The organism is Bacillus sp. IBL03825 (genome assembly GCF_024712505.1).
Classification (GTDB): Bacteria; Bacillota; Bacilli; order Bacillales; family Bacillaceae_G; genus Bacillus_A; species Bacillus_A wiedmannii.
Window position 1 is genome coordinate 887,473 of the sequence record NZ_JAMXKE010000001.1, and the last position, 17,804, is coordinate 905,276.

The window sequence follows — 17,804 nt, forward strand, 5'->3', positions numbered from 1 at the left end:
TATGCATTTTTGTGCATATCGTCAAGCGGCGGTATGCTTTTTTTTGTTTATTTTCCCTTGTTTGGTTCCGATAAAAAACTTTGGAAGGTGGAAAAATGTGATGAGATTGTATGGGTTACGAAATGTAAATGTGATGGGTCTAGATAGTGGATAAAGAAATGGGAGTGAAACGAGAACGAGAGGGGAGAGGTTACATTGTTATCAGTATTACTAAAGTTAAAATGGTTTTTTAAAGAGCATTGGAAGAGATATAGTATCGCCATTGGAGCTCTTTTAATTGTAAATATAGTTGAAGTCATTCCCCCGAAAGTGTTAGGGGTTACGATTGATAATATAAAAACAGGAACGTTAACGAATGCGGCGATTATACAATTTATTCTTATTTTAATAGGGGTTACGGTAATTGGATATGGTCTTACTTTCGTTTGGCAACATCAGCTGTTTGGGGGAGCATTCGTACTGGAGAAGACGATGCGCTCCAAATTTATGGGGCACTTACTTAAAATGACACCGACGTTTTATCATAAAAATCGTACGGGTGATTTAATGGCGAGAGCGACAAATGATTTAAAAGCAATTGCTATGACAGCTGGTTTCGGTATATTAACGCTCGTGGATTCGAGTTTATATATGCTTACGATTGTCTTTATGATGGGATTTACAATCAGTTGGGAGCTTACATTTGCGGCGCTTATACCGCTTCCGATTATGGCGTATGCGATGAACATATATGGAAAGAAATTGCATGAGAGATTTACCGTTGCGCAAGATGCGTTCGGAGATATGAATGATAAAGTACTTGAATCGATCGCTGGCGTGCGCGTTATTCGTGCATACGTACAAGAGAATGCAGATGAGGGAAGGTTTCATCAGTTAGGAGATGACGTCTACGAAAAAAATATGAAGGTAGCAAGAATCGATGCATTATTCCAGCCGACTGTGAAAATGCTTGTCGGTCTTAGTTATTTAATTGGTTTAGTGTACGGCGCGTATCTTGTATTTCAATCAAAGGTAACACTTGGCGAACTCGTTTCATTTAACGTGTATTTAGGGATGATGATTTGGCCGATGTTTGCAATTGGCGAATTAATTAATGTTATGCAAAGAGGAAATGCATCATTAGACCGTGTGAATGAAACGTTAGCGTATGAACCAGATGTCAAGAATCCGAAAAATCCAAAGCTTGTACAAGAGCCGGACTATATTCAGTTTGAGGATGTTTCCTTTTCATATCCTTCATCGACTGGAGAAAATTTGAAAAAGGTTTCGTTTACATTAAAACAAGGGGAAACGCTTGGGGTTGTTGGAAAAACAGGAAGCGGAAAAACGACGCTCGTACGTCAGCTTCTTCGTCAATATCCGCTTGGAGATGGGGATATTGCAGTCTCTGATGTGACGTTAGATAAAATAACGAATGAAAATGTACTCGGGTGGATTGGGTATGTACCTCAGGAACATATTTTGTTCTCCAAAACAGCGAGGGAAAATATTTTATTTGGAAACCGAGAAGCGACGGAAGAAGAACTCGAGAAAGCGATTGAAATTGCGGCGTTTACAAAGGATTTAGAGTTTTTACCAGAAGGGTTAGAAACGCTCGTCGGAGAGAAGGGTGTTTCTTTATCAGGAGGGCAAAAACAAAGGATTTCAATTGCGCGAGCTGTTATTCAAAATCCGGAAATTTTAATTTTGGACGATTCTTTATCAGCTGTTGATGCTCGTACGGAAGCAGCGATCATCGAGAATATAAGAACAGAAAGAAGCGGAAAGACGACGATTATTACGACGCACCGTTTATCTGCCGTACAACACGCGGATTGGATTCTCGTTATGGATGAAGGTGAAGTAATGGAAGAAGGTACGCATGAACAGCTTATTCAAAGCGGAGGCTGGTATGCGGAGCAGTTTGAAAGACAACAAGGGGAAAGTGAAAGTGCGGATAGTGGGGTGAAAATATGAGCGTATCAAAACGATTGTTTCAATATGCGATGAAAGTAAAAGGGACGATTTTTGCAGCGATGCTAATGTTATTTATTTTCGTCATCGCAGAACTTGCTGGTCCTTTCGTCGCGAAAACGATGATTGACGATCATATCGTCGGGATAGAGAAACCTTGGTATGAAACAGAAAAGAGTGAAGAGGCTGTTTCGTATAATGGCGCCTTTTATAAGCGAAGTGATCGCTTCCAGGAAGGTGAGAAAAAAGGAAAAGAAGTACGCGTAATGCAGGTCGGTTTTCAATATTACTTTGTGCCAAATAAAGTGAATGCTGAAGGGTCACGTACTGTAAAAGGTGATATGATTACCGTTCAAAATGGTAAGGCGGTGCAAGTGTATAAAGCGAAAGCATTAACGAAAGAAGAAGTGTTTGCTTTTTATAAACCAGAAATAAACCCCCTATTATTACTTGGTGGTGGCTACTTCGCTTTATTAGTAGTCGTTTCATTATTTGCATACGGAAAGCAATTTTTCCTACAGAAGGCAGCGAACAAAATTATTCAAATTATGAGGGAAGATGTCTTTTCTCATATTCAAACGTTGCCGATTCGTTATTTCGATCATTTACCAGCAGGGAAAATTGTATCACGTGTTACGAATGATACGGAAGCCATTCGTGATTTATACGTAACGGTACTGGCGACATTCGTTTCTAGTATCATTTATATTATCGGGATATTCGCTGCGCTATTTTTACTCGATGTAAAATTGGCGACGTTATGTTTACTTATCATCCCGATTTTAATTGTGTGGGCGATTCTTTATAGAAAGTATGCATCTGTATACAACCATAAAATGCGTTCACGTTTATCTGATATTAATGGAACAGTTAATGAATCCATTCAAGGTATGCCAATTATTCAAGCGTTCCGTCAAGAGCGTGAAACGAAAAAAGAGTTTGAAGAATTAAATGGCGATTATTTTAAATATCAAAATAAAATTTTGAATTTAAATGCAGCAACTTCTCATAATTTAGTGTCTGTATTAAGAAATATAGCTTTCACAGGTGTGATTTGGTACTTCGGTGGCGCTTCATTAAGTGCTTCAGGCGTCATTTCTCTAGGGATACTATATGCGTTCGTTGATTATTTAACACGATTGTTCTCACCAATTACAAATATGGTAAATCAGCTTGCTAACTTGGAACAATCGCGTGTTGCATCAGAACGTGTTTTTGAATTGTTAGAGGAAAAAGGGGAAGCAGTAGAAGAGGAACGTATGCCTCGCTTACAAGGAAATGTAAAGTTTGATAATGTGTCGTTTTCTTATAATGGAAAAGATGAAGTACTAAAAAATATTTCTTTTGAAGCGAAACAAGGCGAGACAGTGGCACTTGTCGGTCATACTGGATCAGGAAAAAGTTCCATTATGAATGTACTCTTCCAGTTTTATGAGTTTGAAAAAGGGAAGCTGACGATTGATGGTCACGATGTAAAAGCGATGCCGAAACAAGCAACGCGTGAACATATGGGAATCGTACTGCAAGATCCGTTTTTATTTAGCGGGACGGTCGCTTCTAATGTAAGCTTAGAGAACGAAAAAATTTCAAAAGAGCGCATCGTAAAAGCATTGCGTGATGTTGGTGCGGAACGGTTTGCGAACAATATAAATGAAGAAATTACAGAAAAGGGAAGCACGCTTTCCACTGGAGAACGTCAGCTTATTTCGTTTGCTAGGGCACTCGCTTTTGACCCAGCCATTTTAATTTTAGATGAAGCAACGTCTAGTATTGATACAGAAACAGAGGCGATGATCCAACAAGCGTTAGAAGTTGTGAAAAAAGGAAGAACGACATTTATTATCGCTCACCGTCTTTCCACAATTAAAAGCGCAGATCAAATTATTGTACTTGATAGAGGAACAATTTTAGAAAAAGGCTCTCATGATGAACTAATGAAAAAGCGTGGGCGTTATTACGATATGTACAAAACGCAAATGGAAGGAAACCAGAGCGCCTAATATGTATGGAGGAGAACTTGCGATTTTTGCAAGTTCTTTTTTTAGTGAATCATGACAGTTAAATAAGAAGTATTGTTTTACCTTTTTATCTATAAATGCTATATTAAAAAATGTTACTTATTTTTTGTATGTAGCGTTATTTTCCCCTTTTGTTTGATTATGAAGAAAAAGGATAAACTAAATAAGAACATTTTCATTGAAAAATTGTTCAAGATTGCATACAATCAATATAGTTTTTAAATTCCTATCAGAATACTTGGAGGATTACCATCATGAAAAAATTATTTTCAGTTCTTGCAGTAACTACTTTAGCGATCGGGATTGTAGCAGGCTGCGGCAAAGAAGAGAAAAAAGATACAGCTAGTCAAGATGCGTTACAAAAGATAAAACAAAGTGGTGAACTTGTAATTGGAACAGAAGGTACATATCCACCGTTCACATTCCACGATTCAAGCAATAAATTAACTGGATTTGACGTTGAATTAGCAGAAGAAGTTTCAAAACGTTTAGGAGTAAAACCTGTATTTAAAGAAACACAATGGGATAGCTTACTTGCTGGTCTAGATGCAAAACGTTTCGACATGGTTGCAAACGAAGTTGGTATTCGTGAAGATCGCCAAAAGAAATATGACTTCTCTAGCCCATATGTTTCATCTTCAGCGGTATTAGTTATTGCGAAGGATAAAGATAAACCTGCTACATTTGCTGATGTAAAAGGATTAAAAGCAGCACAATCTTTAACAAGTAACTATGCAGATATTGCTAAGAAAAATGGTGCGGAAATCACGAATGTAGAAGGATTTAGCCAAGCGGCAGAATTATTAAATACTGGACGCGTTGATTTCACAATTAATGATAAGTTATCAGTATTAAACTACTTAGAAACGAAAAAAGATGCAAAAATTAAAATTGTAGATACAGAAAAAGAAGCGTCACAAAGTGGATTCTTATTCCGTAAAGGTAGCGACAAGCTAGTACAAGAAGTAAATAAAGCGTTAGAAGATATGAAAAAAGATGGTACGTACGATAAAATAGCGAAAAAATGGTTCGGTGAAAATGTATCTAAGTAGTGCGCTGGTTTCAGATCGATTGTCTACTTGGATAGATATTATGCAGTCTTCCTTCATGCCTATGCTGAAGGAAGCTGTATTTACGACAATTCCATTAACGCTTATTACATTTATTATCGGGATTATACTTGCGACGTTAACGGCGCTTGCACGTATTTCAGGTAGTCGTATTTTACAATGGATTGCTCGTATCTATGTATCTATCATTCGCGGAACGCCACTTCTTGTACAGTTATTTATTATTTTCTATGGTCTTCCAACTCTTAATATTGAAGTTGAGCCATATACAGCAGCAGTTATTGGATTCTCGTTAAATGTTGGTGCGTATGCATCTGAAATTATTCGTGCTTCTATCCTTTCAATCCCGAAAGGACAGTGGGAAGCAGCTTACACAATTGGGATGACATACCCGCAAGCATTAAAACGTGTTATTTTACCGCAGGCAACGCGAGTATCTATTCCGCCGCTTTCGAATACATTTATTAGTTTAGTGAAGGATACTTCATTAGCATCGTTAATTTTAGTAACAGAAATGTTCCGAAAAGCGCAGGAAATTGCGGCAATGAACTACGAGTTTTTAATTGTTTATTTCGAAGCAGGTCTAATTTATTGGGCAATTTGCTTCTTATTATCTATTGTGCAACAAATATTAGAAAAACGTTCAGAACGTTACACTCTAAAATAACCCTTTCATAAAAGGAGTTTTTGTTTTTATGATTTCAATTCAACATTTACAAAAAAGTTTCGGAGATAATACCGTACTAAAACATATAGATTTATCAGTTGAGAAGGGGGAAGTTGTTGTTATTATCGGGCCATCGGGATCTGGTAAAACGACATTCCTGCGTTGTCTCAACGTGTTAGAAACGCCGAACGCTGGTAATATTCGCATCGGTAATAAAGAGCTCGACTTCTCTCAAAAAGTATCGAAGAAAGATATTGTCAATCTTCGTACGCAAACAGGTATGGTATTCCAGCACCATAATCTATTCCCTCATTTAACAGCACTTCAAAATGTAATGGAAGGGCTCATTACAGTGAAAAAGATGGGGAAAGAAGAAGCGAAGAAAAAAGCAAACTATTTCCTTGAAAAAGTTGGTCTTGCGGATAAAGTAGACTTATATCCGTTCCAATTATCAGGCGGACAACAACAGCGCGTTGGAATTGCTCGCGCGCTTGCGATGGAGCCGGAAGTATTACTATTTGATGAACCGACGTCAGCACTTGATCCTGAACTTGTTCAAGAAGTTCTGAAAGTAATGAAAGAACTTGCTAAAGAAGGCATGACGATGGTGATTGTAACGCACGAAATGCGTTTTGCGCATCAAATTGCGAACCGCGTTATTTTCATGGATGGCGGTGTCGTTGTCGAACAAGGTACACCAGAAGATGTATTTACAAATCCAAAAGAAGAACGCACGAAGAAGTTTTTACAAATGTTGCAGTAAATGAAGGAAGGTCTCAAGGCATATGCCTTGAGACCTTTTTGCCATATATATTTATTTTTGGAATCCGCCAAGGCTTTGCTCAGCCATTGCAACTAGACGTTTTGTAATTTCTCCACCAACAGAACCGTTAGCGCGAGCCGTAGAATCTGCCCCTAATTGTACACCAAATTCTTGAGCGATTTCGTACTTCATTTGATCGATTGCAGCTGTTGCTCCTGGTACTACTAATTGATTGTAAGAACTTTGGTTTGCCATAGGAATATATCCTCCTTAGAGTTAGAAAAATTTTTTTTGGTTGGACTAGCTGGATTTGAACCAGATTATCGCCCCGTTTGGCGCTAATCCATCGGTAATTAAGTTTGTACTCATAGTATGGATGTTACCTAGAAAGATATACGAAATAATAATTTGTAAATTTTGTAAAAAAATCTTAGTGATTTCGTAAATTATGAAATAAGAGTAATCGTTGTATTTTTTAGAAAGAAGGCTAAACTAAGAGCGATATGAAATATGGTTTTCTTTTTGTATCCCGCTATTGTGGGGCAAATCATTAACTTCTTATTTATGACTTACTAAAATTAAATCGGTAGCAATTTTATAGTTCTATTTTAAGTAGGGGGACAGGACGCTCCTATGCACGGCTAGATGCTCTCTTCAATCTGCTTGTAAATGATAACGTATGGAGGAATCGTGATGGGAATTTGCCCGCTTTGCAACGCATTAGAATCACAAACATATTCTTGTCAAAATTGCCAAGGTATACTCCAAGATTATGGGAAAACTGTAGATTACATAGACGATTATAGTGCGTATATGGATCAAGAATTATTAAGTGCAGTAGATGGTTTAACACATAGTAATTCACAAGAGTACTGCAATCATGTTTTTTATTGCGGGATGTGTAATGTGGAAACAGAGGTTGTAGTGAAACTTGTGTAAATAGAAAACTTCCACCTTATGAATGAGGTGGAAGTTTTTGTTTTCGTATTTGTGAGTGAATCATAGGGGATGGGATATGTTCGGTGTTTGATGGAGTTCCGGATTTTATTTGAGCCATTTTTTCTTTTGCATCGCGCAAAGAATGTTCAGTTAAGTAGATGGCATATTCGTAAAATAATTGGCGCGTCAGTTCACTTTGTTCTTTTAACTTTTCATCTTGGAATACAGTTCGCCCAGGTTTAGAGTTTGCTTCAAAGAGCCACGGGTTTTCTTGCGTGTCTAAACCGATATCAAAACCAATCTCTCCAATATTTCCGGTTACTTGTTCATCGAGCGCGTAACTGATTTGTAAGGCTGTATGTTTTAATTTATTTTCAATTTGAACTTGTTTCGTTGAATCCGGAAAAAGTTCTTGCAGTAATTTTGTATCGCCACCGCTATTTACATGCGTTGTTAAGCTACCTTTGCCAGCAATTTTTGCAACGATTGCACTGACCATCCATTGGCCAAAATGATTTTTATTTGTGTGAATGCGAAAATCAACAGGTTGCCCATCGAAGCGAAGTAAGGAAATACCTTGTTGTACGATAAATTTTTTTAAATCATGTCCTTTTAATACATGGTTCAGAAGCGTTTCTAATGATTGGTACTTTCTTAGTTTATTTTCTTCATTTTCGCGATAACGACAGTAGTAGCAATTCTCTGTTTGAGAGTAAAATATTTGATGAATGTTTCTCCCGAAGCTACCGTGTATCGGTTTCATGTAAACAGATTTATACGTGCCAAGAAAGCGTTCTACTTGTTCGAAATGTTGAAAAGCTTCCGTGTTTGGTAATAAGGGAATAATGGATTCATCTTTCATAAGAAGTTGATGCACTTCCCATTTATTGAAAAAGCCTGGATTAAACCATGGAATAGCATAGTCATGCTCTAATTTTCTTTTTGCTCTTACGATCGGTTTATAATTTTCGGCTTTCCGATTTGGTAATCGATCATAAATGACATTCGGTAAAGGGACTTTTTTCTTAATCCACTGTTCCTCTTGAAAGAAATACCCTTCAATTGTTTCGTCTGCCCAGTTTATATGTTGCACACCAAAAACAAATACAAATGGTCGCAAGGTGAATGGCGGCGTTAGTAACTCACTGAGAGAAGTTGAACGGTTTCCTAAAGGATTAGAAGAGTCATCGTTAAAACCAGTTGTGAAAATCCCGATTAACGGTCCGAAAATAATGGTTTCATTTTGCGTGAATGCATGGATAGTAGTGGAATGAGGAAGTAAAAGTTTCTCTGCAATTTGTTTTCCGATAATGATTTCGCGAGTAAAGGAATAATGAATTTTCACCTCTTCACTTGCAACATGGCGTACGCCGAAGGAAAGAGATGCAATTGGTGGTGTAATGGAAAAAATATAAGGTAAAGTAATACTATTTGGATGCTCATCTGAAATATTTAATGTATATATGTGCTCTTTCAAAATGGTGTTACCTCCTTTCATTATGGTGTGAAGCGACTAAACTTTAGTGGTCCGTGATATATTTTTTCGGCTAGTGCATCACTATGACGAATGTAATGTTCGTACGGGGGAATCGTGTTGACATACATAAGCCAAATTGCCCCTTTTTGATCCATAATGGTGGAAAGCTCTAGCTCGAATAACGAAGAATAAGATTCATCTAATGTTTGAAACACTTCATTTATAATGTCATGTAAAGCGTCTTGTAATAATTGTACACCGGTACTAGATAGTACGTATTTAATTTTTGAAAATGAATGCAGCGAGGAATCATCTGTTGCTGAAAGTAAAAGTTGATTCGGAAATGAGCTTTTTTGTATAAATTGGCCGATAGCAGTCCACTTCTGTTCTTTATTTTTTTGCAAAATGGTTCGAATATGAAGCGGGTATGTTAATTGATTTGGTGGTTGCAGCATTGTATGGGTGATGTAACGTGCTGATCGTATGTTAGATTTGTACCAAGATATAAATTCATCTGTCCGTTTGATTGGAGTAGAAGTATGATAGTCATCATTTATCGTATCGATATGAAACGTTTTATTTTTATAAGCGATCCGGTACAGACTTTCATTGGAATGTGTGTTAGTAGGCCGTATAATAATATCTTTTGTTTTTAATAACAGTTTGAAAATGTTTTGTATCGTTGCTATTTCGAATTTTGGTATATAAGGAGATAATTTTTTATTCGTGAGAAATAAATCATGTAGTTCGCTCAAGTCAATGAGTGTGTTATTTAAAAAGGTAGTGGAAGCACGGTTGTGTAATGAATGAATAATTGATTTTGCTTTGTCGAAGTCAGTTTCCTCGTTAAAAGAAGAACGATCGTAAATATAAGAAGGAATAGGGAATATTTGCTCTTTCCATTTTCCTGTATCTGTATCATAAATCAGACCAGAGACAAGATCTGTTTTAGGATCAATACCAAATGGCGTAAACTGGGCAACGACATTATGATAAAACCGAGCGCGTTTAGCGATTTCGGTGTAATACATTTGCTCATAATGAGGGTGAGAAGTTAAAATACCGAGAACCAACGAAATCACTCCTTTACTAACAAAATGTTGACATAATAGGCATAGCTATATATTGCAAATACGTTTTTATACCATTATACTTTTGTCCGTATGATGATATGCTATAGTTTTGGAGAAGCGAAAGGTTGATTGTAATGAATATATGGTTAAGTATGTTAACGACGACAGGGCTCGGAGCGATTATTGGAGGATTCACAAATCATTTAGCGATAAAAATGTTATTTCGTCCTCATCGCCCTATTTATATTGGAAAGTTTCAAGTTCCATTTACACCAGGGTTAATTCCGAAGCGCCGCGATGAACTTGCTGTTCAATTAGGAAAAATGGTTGTCGAACATTTGTTAACGCCAGAAGGAATCGGAAAGAAATTAACAAATGAAGAGTTTCAAAAAAGTTTAATTCAATGGACACAAGTAGAAGTGGATAAAGTAATTACGAATGAACAGTCGTTACGACAAATGTTAGAAAAATGGAACGTAGCGCATGTAGAAAAAGAAGCAACCGAGAAAATCGAACATGTGATTACAGAAAAAATAGAGGCATTTTTAGCAGAGTATTATACATATACATGGGAACAGGCTTTACCTCATTCTGTTCATGAAAAAATAGAGAATGCGATTCCAAATGTCTCGGCTTTTATTTTAGATCGAGGAATTCGTTTTTTTGAAAGTGAAGAAGGGAAAGCACGTCTTTCAAAAATGATTGATGATTTCTTTGCTTCTAGGGGAACGCTGCTTAACTTAGTCGGAATGTTTTTAGGAAATGTAAGTGTAGTGGATCGTGTACAGCCAGAAGTTATTAAGTTTTTAGGGCAAGATGGCACAAAGCAGCTTTTAACTGATGTACTGCAAAAAGAGTGGGAAAAGTTAAAAGGAAGAGATGTAAAAGAATTAGAAACGTTTGTAGAAAAAGAAATGATTGTAAGCTCCATATTGTCAGCAGTTAAAGTTGAAGAAACAGTGAATAAGTTTTTAAATCAATCTGTGCAGCAAGTATGTGAGCCAGTTCGAGAAACAATTATTGAAAAAGTGCTTCCAAGTGCAGTAACAAAAGGCTTGAAGTGGGGAACAGAAAACGTAGAGAGTATATTAAACAATCTCCACCTTGCGGAAATTGTCCAGCAAGAAGTGTCTACGTTTTCAACAGAGAGACTAGAAGATTTAGTGCTGTCCATTACGAAAAATGAACTGAAAATGATTACGTATTTAGGAGCACTATTAGGCGGGATGATTGGGCTCTTGCAAGGACTGTTACTGTTGTTTCTTAGATAATAAGGTGAGTACATAGAAATAAAAGTGAAATTTCTTCACATCTCTTGCATAGTTTGATATGGTAAGAAGAGGTGCGTATGTAAATGCACTTAAAAGGCAGTGTGAGCGAAAAGCGCTAGCCTTCTAAAGGAGGAAAAATAAAATGACAAAAAACATTCATGATGTTGCATATGAATTACAAAAAGCAATCGCTGAAAACGAAGATTTCCAAACATTAAAAGCAAGCTACGCAGCAGTTCAAGGTGATGCGGCTTCAAAGAACTTATTCGATGAGTTCCGTACAATGCAACTTGGCTTACAACAAAAAATGATGCAAGGTCAAGAAATCACTGAAGAAGATAACCAAAAAGCACAAGAAGTTGTAGCTCGCATTCAACAAGATGCTAAAATCACAAAGTTAATGGAAACTGAACAACGCCTAAACATCGTTATCACTGACGTTAACAAAATTATCATGCAGCCACTTGAAGAATTATATAACGCGCAACAACAAGCGTAATAGTGGAAGACGCTCCTGGTATGGGAGCGTCTTTTTTGTTTGTTATTTGTGGAAATACTCAGTCTCAATCTTCTTTTCCTTCAAAAACTTTTCAATTTCTTTTTGCTTCCTACCATTAACTTGCTCAAAGCGTTTTGTAAAAGAAAAATCAGTTTTGAATAAGTTACCATCTTGCGCGATTTTGTCTAATTCTTGCTCTAGTTCTACTGAAAGTGCCGTAGACGCTGAAATAAAATCATGAATTTCCTTCGAAGGCTGTTTGTAATCATCAGGGATCGTATTGTTACTAATAAAATCATGGAAATTCGCATCATTTTGTTTTGCTAAATCTACTAGTTGTTTTAATTTCTTTCGGTCGGATTCCGTGACTTCCTCGTCAGACATGGCTGATGAAAGTGGAACGATATTTTCGTCTAACTCCCCGCTATAATCTAAATACGTTTTTATATTTTGTTTCATTTCGTCTTCGTTAATCGTTACATTCTTTTGTGAGGAAGTGAATATAGTTTCTGGAATTTTAATCGTTACATCTTTAATAGATTCTATATCGTTTTCTTCCGTAGGTTGTGCACTGTTTGAACAAGCTGATAGAAATAAAATTGTAAGTAACATGAGTAGATATAAAGTATACTTCTTCATTTTAATCTCCTTTTATATTCATTATTATCTTTGTAAAATAGCTATATTCCATTTCAAATACTTTACTAAAGTTGCGTATAGATGTTTTACCATTTGGTAAGATATGACAGATATGAGCAAACCGCTGCAAAAAGCGATGAACACATTATAAACATCGGAATAACTAATTTGATGAAACCCTTTGAAAAATCCTAATCCTATTAATAAAATAGGTGAAATAATTAATAATGGAGTAGCAATGATAAGTGCTAGAAGGATCGGTAATAAAAAGAGTAATACGAAAAAGGCGATAATGATAAAGGTAAAGTTTAAAACACTTAAGCTCATAACAGAAAATAGTGCAGTTATCATATTTTTAAAGCTTCGTTTATTGTCAGCATTGCTTATTGCATAGGAAACAGTAAGTTCTTTCGCGATCGTTTTAGGGTTTCCTAGTTTTCTAGCAATTTCTTCTTCACATTTCCCATCTTGTTTACCACTGATAAAATGAGTTTCATACTCCGAAATAATATCTTTCTTTTCTACATTAGGCATATTCCGCAGGGAAGAACTAAGTTGTTCCAAAAATTCACTTTTGTTCATAACAATCACTTTCCTTTATAAAATGATGAATTACAAAACACATTCCAATTGCTGGGTATTCCAATATTTACAAATATATCATTTAGTATTGTTCTTTGCAAGGTACTGTAATGTTTTTAATACTGTGACTAGATGAAAGTTTTTCGTGCATTTTTAGATGAGATATAAAATTATTATTCTAGGATAAACAAAGGGTTGTAAGCGTATTCCTTAATGGTTGTCAAAAAACTGCCAAATTCATATTGTTGGAAAAATAATGCATTTGTAATATAATGATAAATAATACTTCACCACATTAATTAACTAGGTGAAATTAAAAATCTTTATTACACACATTATGAAATAAAGGGATGATTAGTTTGAGTACAGGTGTAAAAGCAAACGACGTGAAAACAAAAACAAAAGGAGCAGATCTTGTTGTTGATTGTTTAATTAAACAAGGTGTGGCACATGTTTTCGGTATTCCAGGAGCGAAGATTGACTCTGTATTTGATGTACTGCAAGAAAGAGGACCAGAGTTAATTGTTTGTCGTCATGAACAAAACGCAGCATTTATGGCAGCTGCTATTGGTAGATTAACAGGGAAACCGGGTGTATGTCTTGTAACTTCAGGACCAGGGACATCGAATTTAGCGACAGGTCTTGTTACTGCGAATGCGGAGAGTGATCCCGTTGTTGCTTTAGCTGGTGCAGTTCCACGTACGGATAGATTAAAGCGTACGCATCAATCTATGGATAATGCTGCACTATTCGAACCAATCACAAAATATAGCGTAGAAGTAGAGCATCCTGATAATGTGCCAGAAGCACTTAGTAATGCATTTAGAAGTGCGACTTCCACAAATCCAGGAGCTACTTTAGTAAGTCTTCCGCAAGACGTTATGACTGCGGAAACGACTGTAGAGTCTATCGGTGCGCTTTCTAAGCCACAGCTTGGAATCGCTCCCACACATGAAATTACATATGTAGTAGAAAAAATAAAATCAGCGAAATTACCAGTTATTTTACTCGGTATGAGAGCGAGCACGAATGCAGTAACGAAAGCGGTTCGTGAATTAATTGCTGATACAGAACTTCCTGTCGTTGAAACATATCAAGCAGCTGGCGCGATTTCACGTGAGTTAGAAGATCATTTCTTCGGCCGCGTTGGATTATTCCGTAACCAACCAGGTGATATTTTACTAGAAGAAGCAGACCTTGTTATTTCGATCGGTTATGACCCAATTGAGTATGATCCTAAATTCTGGAATAAACTTGGAGACAGAACGATTATTCATCTTGATGACCATCAAGCGGATATCGACCATGATTACCAACCAGAGCGTGAATTAATTGGCGATATCGCTTTAACTGTAAATAGCATTGCAGAAAAATTACCGAAACTTGTATTAAGTTCGAAATCAGAAGCAGTGTTAGAACGATTACGCGCGAAATTATCAGAACAAGCAGAAGTTCCAGACCGTGCTTCAGAAGGTGTTACGCATCCGCTTCAAGTTATTCGTACACTTCGTTCTTTAATTAGTGACGATACAACTGTGACATGTGACATCGGTTCACATTCTATTTGGATGGCAAGATGTTTCCGTTCTTATGAACCACGTAGATTATTATTTAGTAACGGTATGCAAACGTTAGGTGTTGCACTTCCTTGGGCGATTGCCGCTACTTTAGTTGAACCGGGCAAGAAAGTTGTTTCCGTGTCAGGTGATGGTGGTTTCTTATTCTCTTCGATGGAATTAGAAACAGCGGTACGTTTAAACGCACCGATCGTACATCTTGTATGGAGAGACGGTACGTATGATATGGTTGCGTTCCAACAAATGATGAAATACGGTAGAACATCAGCTACAGAGTTTGGCGATGTCGATCTTGTGAAATATGCAGAAAGCTTCGGTGCAAAAGGTCTTCGCGTTAACACGCCTGATGAATTAGAAGGTGTATTAAAAGAAGCACTAGCAGCAGACGGCCCTGTCATTATTGATGTTCCAATTGACTACCGTGACAACATTAAATTAAGCGAAAAATTATTACCAAACCAATTAAACTAATGGAGGCATGATTGAGATGACTGTTGCACAATTCATTGATATTGATGCAAAAAGAACGAAAACGAGTAATGAAGTATATCAAACATCTACAATGCTTGCGCTATTAGATGGTATATATGATGGTGTGATTAGCTTTGAGGAATTGAAAGAACGTGGTGATTTCGGCATCGGCACATTTGATCAATTAGATGGTGAAATGATTGCGTTTGATAACGAATTTTATCATTTACGTTCAGACGGTTCAGCAGAAAAAGTAGAACCGGAAGAAACAACACCGTTTGCGACTGTAACGTTTTTTGAAAAAGAAATGAGTTATACAGTAGAGCGCCCGATGAATCGTGAAGAAGTTGAGGCATTATTACATGAATTAATGCCAAGTAAAAACTTATTTTACGCTATTCGAATGGACGGTACATTCCGTGAAGTAAGAACGAGAACTGTTCCAAGACAAGAAAAACCGTATACACCGCTCGTTGAAGTGACGAAATCACAACCAATCTTTTCATTTAAACATACAGAAGGTACGCTAGCTGGATTTTGGACACCAGATTATGCGCAAGGTATTGGTGTAGCTGGTTTCCACTTACATTATATTGATGATGAAAGAAGCGGAGGCGGACATGTTTTCGATTATGTGGTAGAAAACTGTACGATCCAAATTTGTCAAAAGGCTCATATGCATTTAGCACTTCCAGAAACAGCTGACTTTATGGCGGCTGAATTATCAAGAGAAAATTTAGAGGATAATATTGCGACTGCGGAAGGCGCGGAGTAAAAAGGGAGAGACTGTTCCATTTTGGAACAGTCTTCTTTTATGAATATTTTTTGTTGAATCGTTTATTTCTTTGAAACAAACGGATGCCCTTCATAATAAAAACGCCACGGATAATGTACAGCTTCTTCTGCATAGTCGATGTTAATACGAGGACCTGCTGTTATTTGATATTGTGATGACATGTGTTCTTCTTCTCGGACGAGTTCAATATGTAATGTGTCACTTTGTAACGATACGCCGCGTTCTTCTAAAGTAATTCCGAGTGCACGGCATAGTTTGCCAGGACCGTTTGTTAAATTTTTATATTGTGCCTTCGTAACGTCTGTTTTGTTGTAACGTGCTAGTTTTATTTCTTCAATCCCGTCTACTGGTTCAAGGGCTCGAATGAGAATGCCTTGTGGGGTGCCAACTGGCGCTGTAATGACGTTAAAACAATGATACATACCGTAAATCAAATATACGTAAGCATGCCCCGGTGCGCCAAACATGACTTCTGTACGTTCCGTTCGTCTGCCGCCGTAACTATGCGCGGCTTTATCATCGGGACCTTTATATGCCTCTACTTCTACAATGATTCCGCTTCGTTTTATTCCATCTACAATATGTACAAGTTTTTGTCCAAGTAATTTCTTTGCTACTTCTAACGTATCGCCTTCATAAAAGGAAGGTGGTGCTTGCATTGTACTATCTCCTTTACTGAGTGTATATGTATATAGTAAACCAAATTTTCAGTAGTAATTCTAACTCGTTCTATTTGCTACATTTATTTCATAAATTATGGATAGAGTACAACAGCGAAGAGGGGGAGTGCGACATGATTTATCGCTTACTAGCTCTTAATATAGATGGGACACTACTATACAACAACGGAAAAATCGCAAAAGGATTAAGAGAAACAATTGAATTTGTGAAAAGAAAAGATGTATACGTTACATTATTTACGAGCCGTAATTTTCAATCCGCTCATAAAGTAGCAAAGGCGTTAAAATTAGATTCTATATTAGTGACACATGGCGGTGCTTTCGTTTCAGCAACTTTAGATAAGCCGTACGTTCAAAGAAGATTATCGGAAGAGAAGACGTTTAACATTGTGCAAGTGTTAGAGCACTTCGATTGTAACGTCCGCATTTCTCATGAACGGTTTTCAATTGGAAATCGTGAGAGAAATACACCAAACTTAATTGCGCGTACTGTATTATCAAGCGCAGATCCGTTATTTTATCCGGTTCAATTTGTAGACTCGTTAGGTGATGCACTTCGTGATCATCCAGTAGCGGCACCAAAAATTGATGTTATTTTCCAAAGTAAAGGTGAAAAAGAACGAGGGATAAATACATTAAGAAAAGCATTCCAAGATATAGAGTATGTTGATTGTGATTCAAAGCGAATAGAAATTTTGCCGCAAAATGTATCAAAATTACGCGGATTACAATTGCTTGGAGAGCATTTAAATATTTCGCTAAACGAAATGGTTGCGATTGGAGATAGTTTAGAAGATCTAGAAGTAATTGAAAATGTAGGGCTTGGTGTAGCGATGGGGAACTCGCCAGTAGAGTTAAAACAAGCAGCTGACTGGATTACACGTTCGAATAGTGAGAACGGTGTAGAGTATATGATTAAAGAACATTTTCGTAAGCAATTCCCGCTTCCATTTTTGAAGAATCATAAAAATACACCGAAACGATGAAAGAAAAACGTAGCTTTTGGCTACGTTTTTTTATTAGTTTTATTCGAAAAATGAAAACGTTTTACCGAATAAATTGTGTCTGAAGTTCATACAATTCACTTGAATCATTTAGAAAATTGTTGTAAAGTGGTTGATGTTGCCAAAATAGTTACACCACATGAAATATTCTCCAGATTAATTTTATTGAGCTCCATATGCAAAAATACTTCCGCATGATAGTTTCGTTCACGTATTATCTCAAAAATGAATTGTAGTAATTTTATTGATCAGTTGTAGAGTTTCTTGTTTTTATTTAAATGGATGATTTTAAGTTATTGTGAGTAAGCCTTGGTACATATGAAAG

17 protein-coding genes are annotated in these 17,804 nt (G+C 36.8%); 11 read left to right on the forward strand and 6 right to left on the reverse strand.

What is annotated here, in order from left to right; translation table 11 throughout:
* Window positions 1–195 precede the first annotated feature (195 nt).
* The 5 genes from NHG49_RS04675 to NHG49_RS04695 all read left to right on the forward strand — a co-directional run bounded on the left by NHG49_RS04675 (window position 196) and on the right by NHG49_RS04695 (window position 6,471).
* On the forward strand, window positions 196–1,956 hold the full coding sequence (locus NHG49_RS04675) for an ABC transporter ATP-binding protein (protein WP_088047952.1): 1,761 nt from the start codon (window positions 196–198) through the stop codon (window positions 1,954–1,956).
* A complete protein-coding gene (locus NHG49_RS04680) occupies window positions 1,953–3,953 on the forward strand; it encodes an ABC transporter ATP-binding protein (protein ID WP_064473847.1) in 2,001 nt (666 codons plus the stop codon). The genes NHG49_RS04675 and NHG49_RS04680 overlap by 4 nt, the downstream gene beginning before the upstream one ends.
* Window positions 3,954–4,225: 272 nt before the next feature.
* A complete protein-coding gene (locus NHG49_RS04685) occupies window positions 4,226–5,023 on the forward strand; it encodes an amino acid ABC transporter substrate-binding protein (protein ID WP_000732853.1) in 798 nt (265 codons plus the stop codon).
* Window positions 5,010–5,708, forward strand: coding sequence for an amino acid ABC transporter permease (locus NHG49_RS04690; protein WP_033657688.1), 699 nt, complete (start codon window positions 5,010–5,012; stop codon window positions 5,706–5,708). Before NHG49_RS04685 ends, NHG49_RS04690 begins: the two co-directional genes overlap by 14 nt.
* 28 nt (window positions 5,709–5,736) lie before the next feature.
* Window positions 5,737–6,471 (forward strand): amino acid ABC transporter ATP-binding protein, encoded by a 735-nt coding sequence (locus tag NHG49_RS04695; protein WP_064473846.1) that lies wholly within the window; start codon window positions 5,737–5,739, stop codon window positions 6,469–6,471.
* A gap of 51 nt (window positions 6,472–6,522) precedes the next feature.
* Here the strand turns inward: NHG49_RS04695 and sasP are convergent, their stop codons facing one another.
* On the reverse strand, window positions 6,523–6,726 hold the full coding sequence (sasP, locus tag NHG49_RS04700; RefSeq protein ID WP_000013349.1) for a small acid-soluble spore protein, SasP family: 204 nt from the start codon (window positions 6,724–6,726) through the stop codon (window positions 6,523–6,525).
* A gap of 438 nt (window positions 6,727–7,164) precedes the next feature.
* Between sasP and NHG49_RS04705 the strand changes: the two genes are divergently transcribed.
* The gene (locus NHG49_RS04705) at window positions 7,165–7,410 is read left to right on the forward strand and encodes a hypothetical protein (RefSeq protein ID WP_000510463.1); all 246 of its coding nucleotides are present in this window, start codon (window positions 7,165–7,167) and stop codon (window positions 7,408–7,410) included.
* 16 nt (window positions 7,411–7,426) lie between these two features.
* Here the strand turns inward: NHG49_RS04705 and NHG49_RS04710 are convergent, their stop codons facing one another.
* Both NHG49_RS04710 and NHG49_RS04715 read right to left on the reverse strand, forming a co-directional pair.
* Window positions 7,427–8,887, reverse strand: coding sequence for a YheC/YheD family endospore coat-associated protein (locus NHG49_RS04710; protein ID WP_064473845.1), 1,461 nt, complete (start codon window positions 8,885–8,887; stop codon window positions 7,427–7,429).
* A gap of 20 nt (window positions 8,888–8,907) precedes the next feature.
* Window positions 8,908–9,960, reverse strand: coding sequence for a YheC/YheD family protein (locus NHG49_RS04715; protein ID WP_000242701.1), 1,053 nt, complete (start codon window positions 9,958–9,960; stop codon window positions 8,908–8,910).
* A 134-nt stretch (window positions 9,961–10,094) separates the two neighbouring features.
* Here NHG49_RS04715 and NHG49_RS04720 point away from each other — a divergent pair, with 134 nt between their 5' ends.
* Entirely contained in the window at window positions 10,095–11,231 is a 1,137-nt protein-coding gene (locus NHG49_RS04720; protein ID WP_142289396.1) for a DUF445 domain-containing protein, read from the forward strand.
* A 142-nt stretch (window positions 11,232–11,373) separates the two neighbouring features.
* The gene (locus NHG49_RS04725; RefSeq protein ID WP_064473844.1) at window positions 11,374–11,730 is read left to right on the forward strand and encodes a YlbF/YmcA family competence regulator; all 357 of its coding nucleotides are present in this window, start codon (window positions 11,374–11,376) and stop codon (window positions 11,728–11,730) included.
* 42 nt (window positions 11,731–11,772) lie between these two features.
* On the opposite strand, the gene NHG49_RS04730 is transcribed toward NHG49_RS04725, so the two are convergent.
* Both NHG49_RS04730 and NHG49_RS04735 read right to left on the reverse strand, forming a co-directional pair.
* A complete protein-coding gene (locus tag NHG49_RS04730; protein ID WP_098111017.1) occupies window positions 11,773–12,369 on the reverse strand; it encodes an NDxxF motif lipoprotein in 597 nt (198 codons plus the stop codon).
* 24 nt (window positions 12,370–12,393) lie between these two features.
* The gene (locus tag NHG49_RS04735; RefSeq protein ID WP_064473842.1) at window positions 12,394–12,951 is read right to left on the reverse strand and encodes an HAAS signaling domain-containing protein; all 558 of its coding nucleotides are present in this window, start codon (window positions 12,949–12,951) and stop codon (window positions 12,394–12,396) included.
* A 359-nt stretch (window positions 12,952–13,310) separates the two neighbouring features.
* Here NHG49_RS04735 and alsS point away from each other — a divergent pair, with 359 nt between their 5' ends.
* Both alsS and alsD read left to right on the forward strand, forming a co-directional pair.
* Entirely contained in the window at window positions 13,311–14,999 is a 1,689-nt protein-coding gene (gene alsS / locus NHG49_RS04740) for an acetolactate synthase AlsS (RefSeq protein WP_258125580.1), read from the forward strand.
* A gap of 16 nt (window positions 15,000–15,015) precedes the next feature.
* Window positions 15,016–15,774 (forward strand): alpha-acetolactate decarboxylase, encoded by a 759-nt coding sequence (alsD, locus tag NHG49_RS04745; RefSeq protein WP_088047945.1) that lies wholly within the window; start codon window positions 15,016–15,018, stop codon window positions 15,772–15,774.
* Window positions 15,775–15,836: 62 nt separating this feature from the next.
* Here the strand turns inward: alsD and NHG49_RS04750 are convergent, their stop codons facing one another.
* Window positions 15,837–16,454, reverse strand: coding sequence for a DNA-3-methyladenine glycosylase (locus NHG49_RS04750; protein ID WP_098102524.1), 618 nt, complete (start codon window positions 16,452–16,454; stop codon window positions 15,837–15,839).
* A gap of 134 nt (window positions 16,455–16,588) precedes the next feature.
* On the opposite strand from NHG49_RS04750, the gene NHG49_RS04755 reads away from it, so the two are divergent.
* Window positions 16,589–17,461: a Cof-type HAD-IIB family hydrolase gene (locus NHG49_RS04755; RefSeq protein ID WP_098102525.1), complete on the forward strand. Its 873-nt coding sequence runs from the start codon at window positions 16,589–16,591 to the stop codon at window positions 17,459–17,461.
* Window positions 17,462–17,804: the final 343 nt, after the last annotated feature.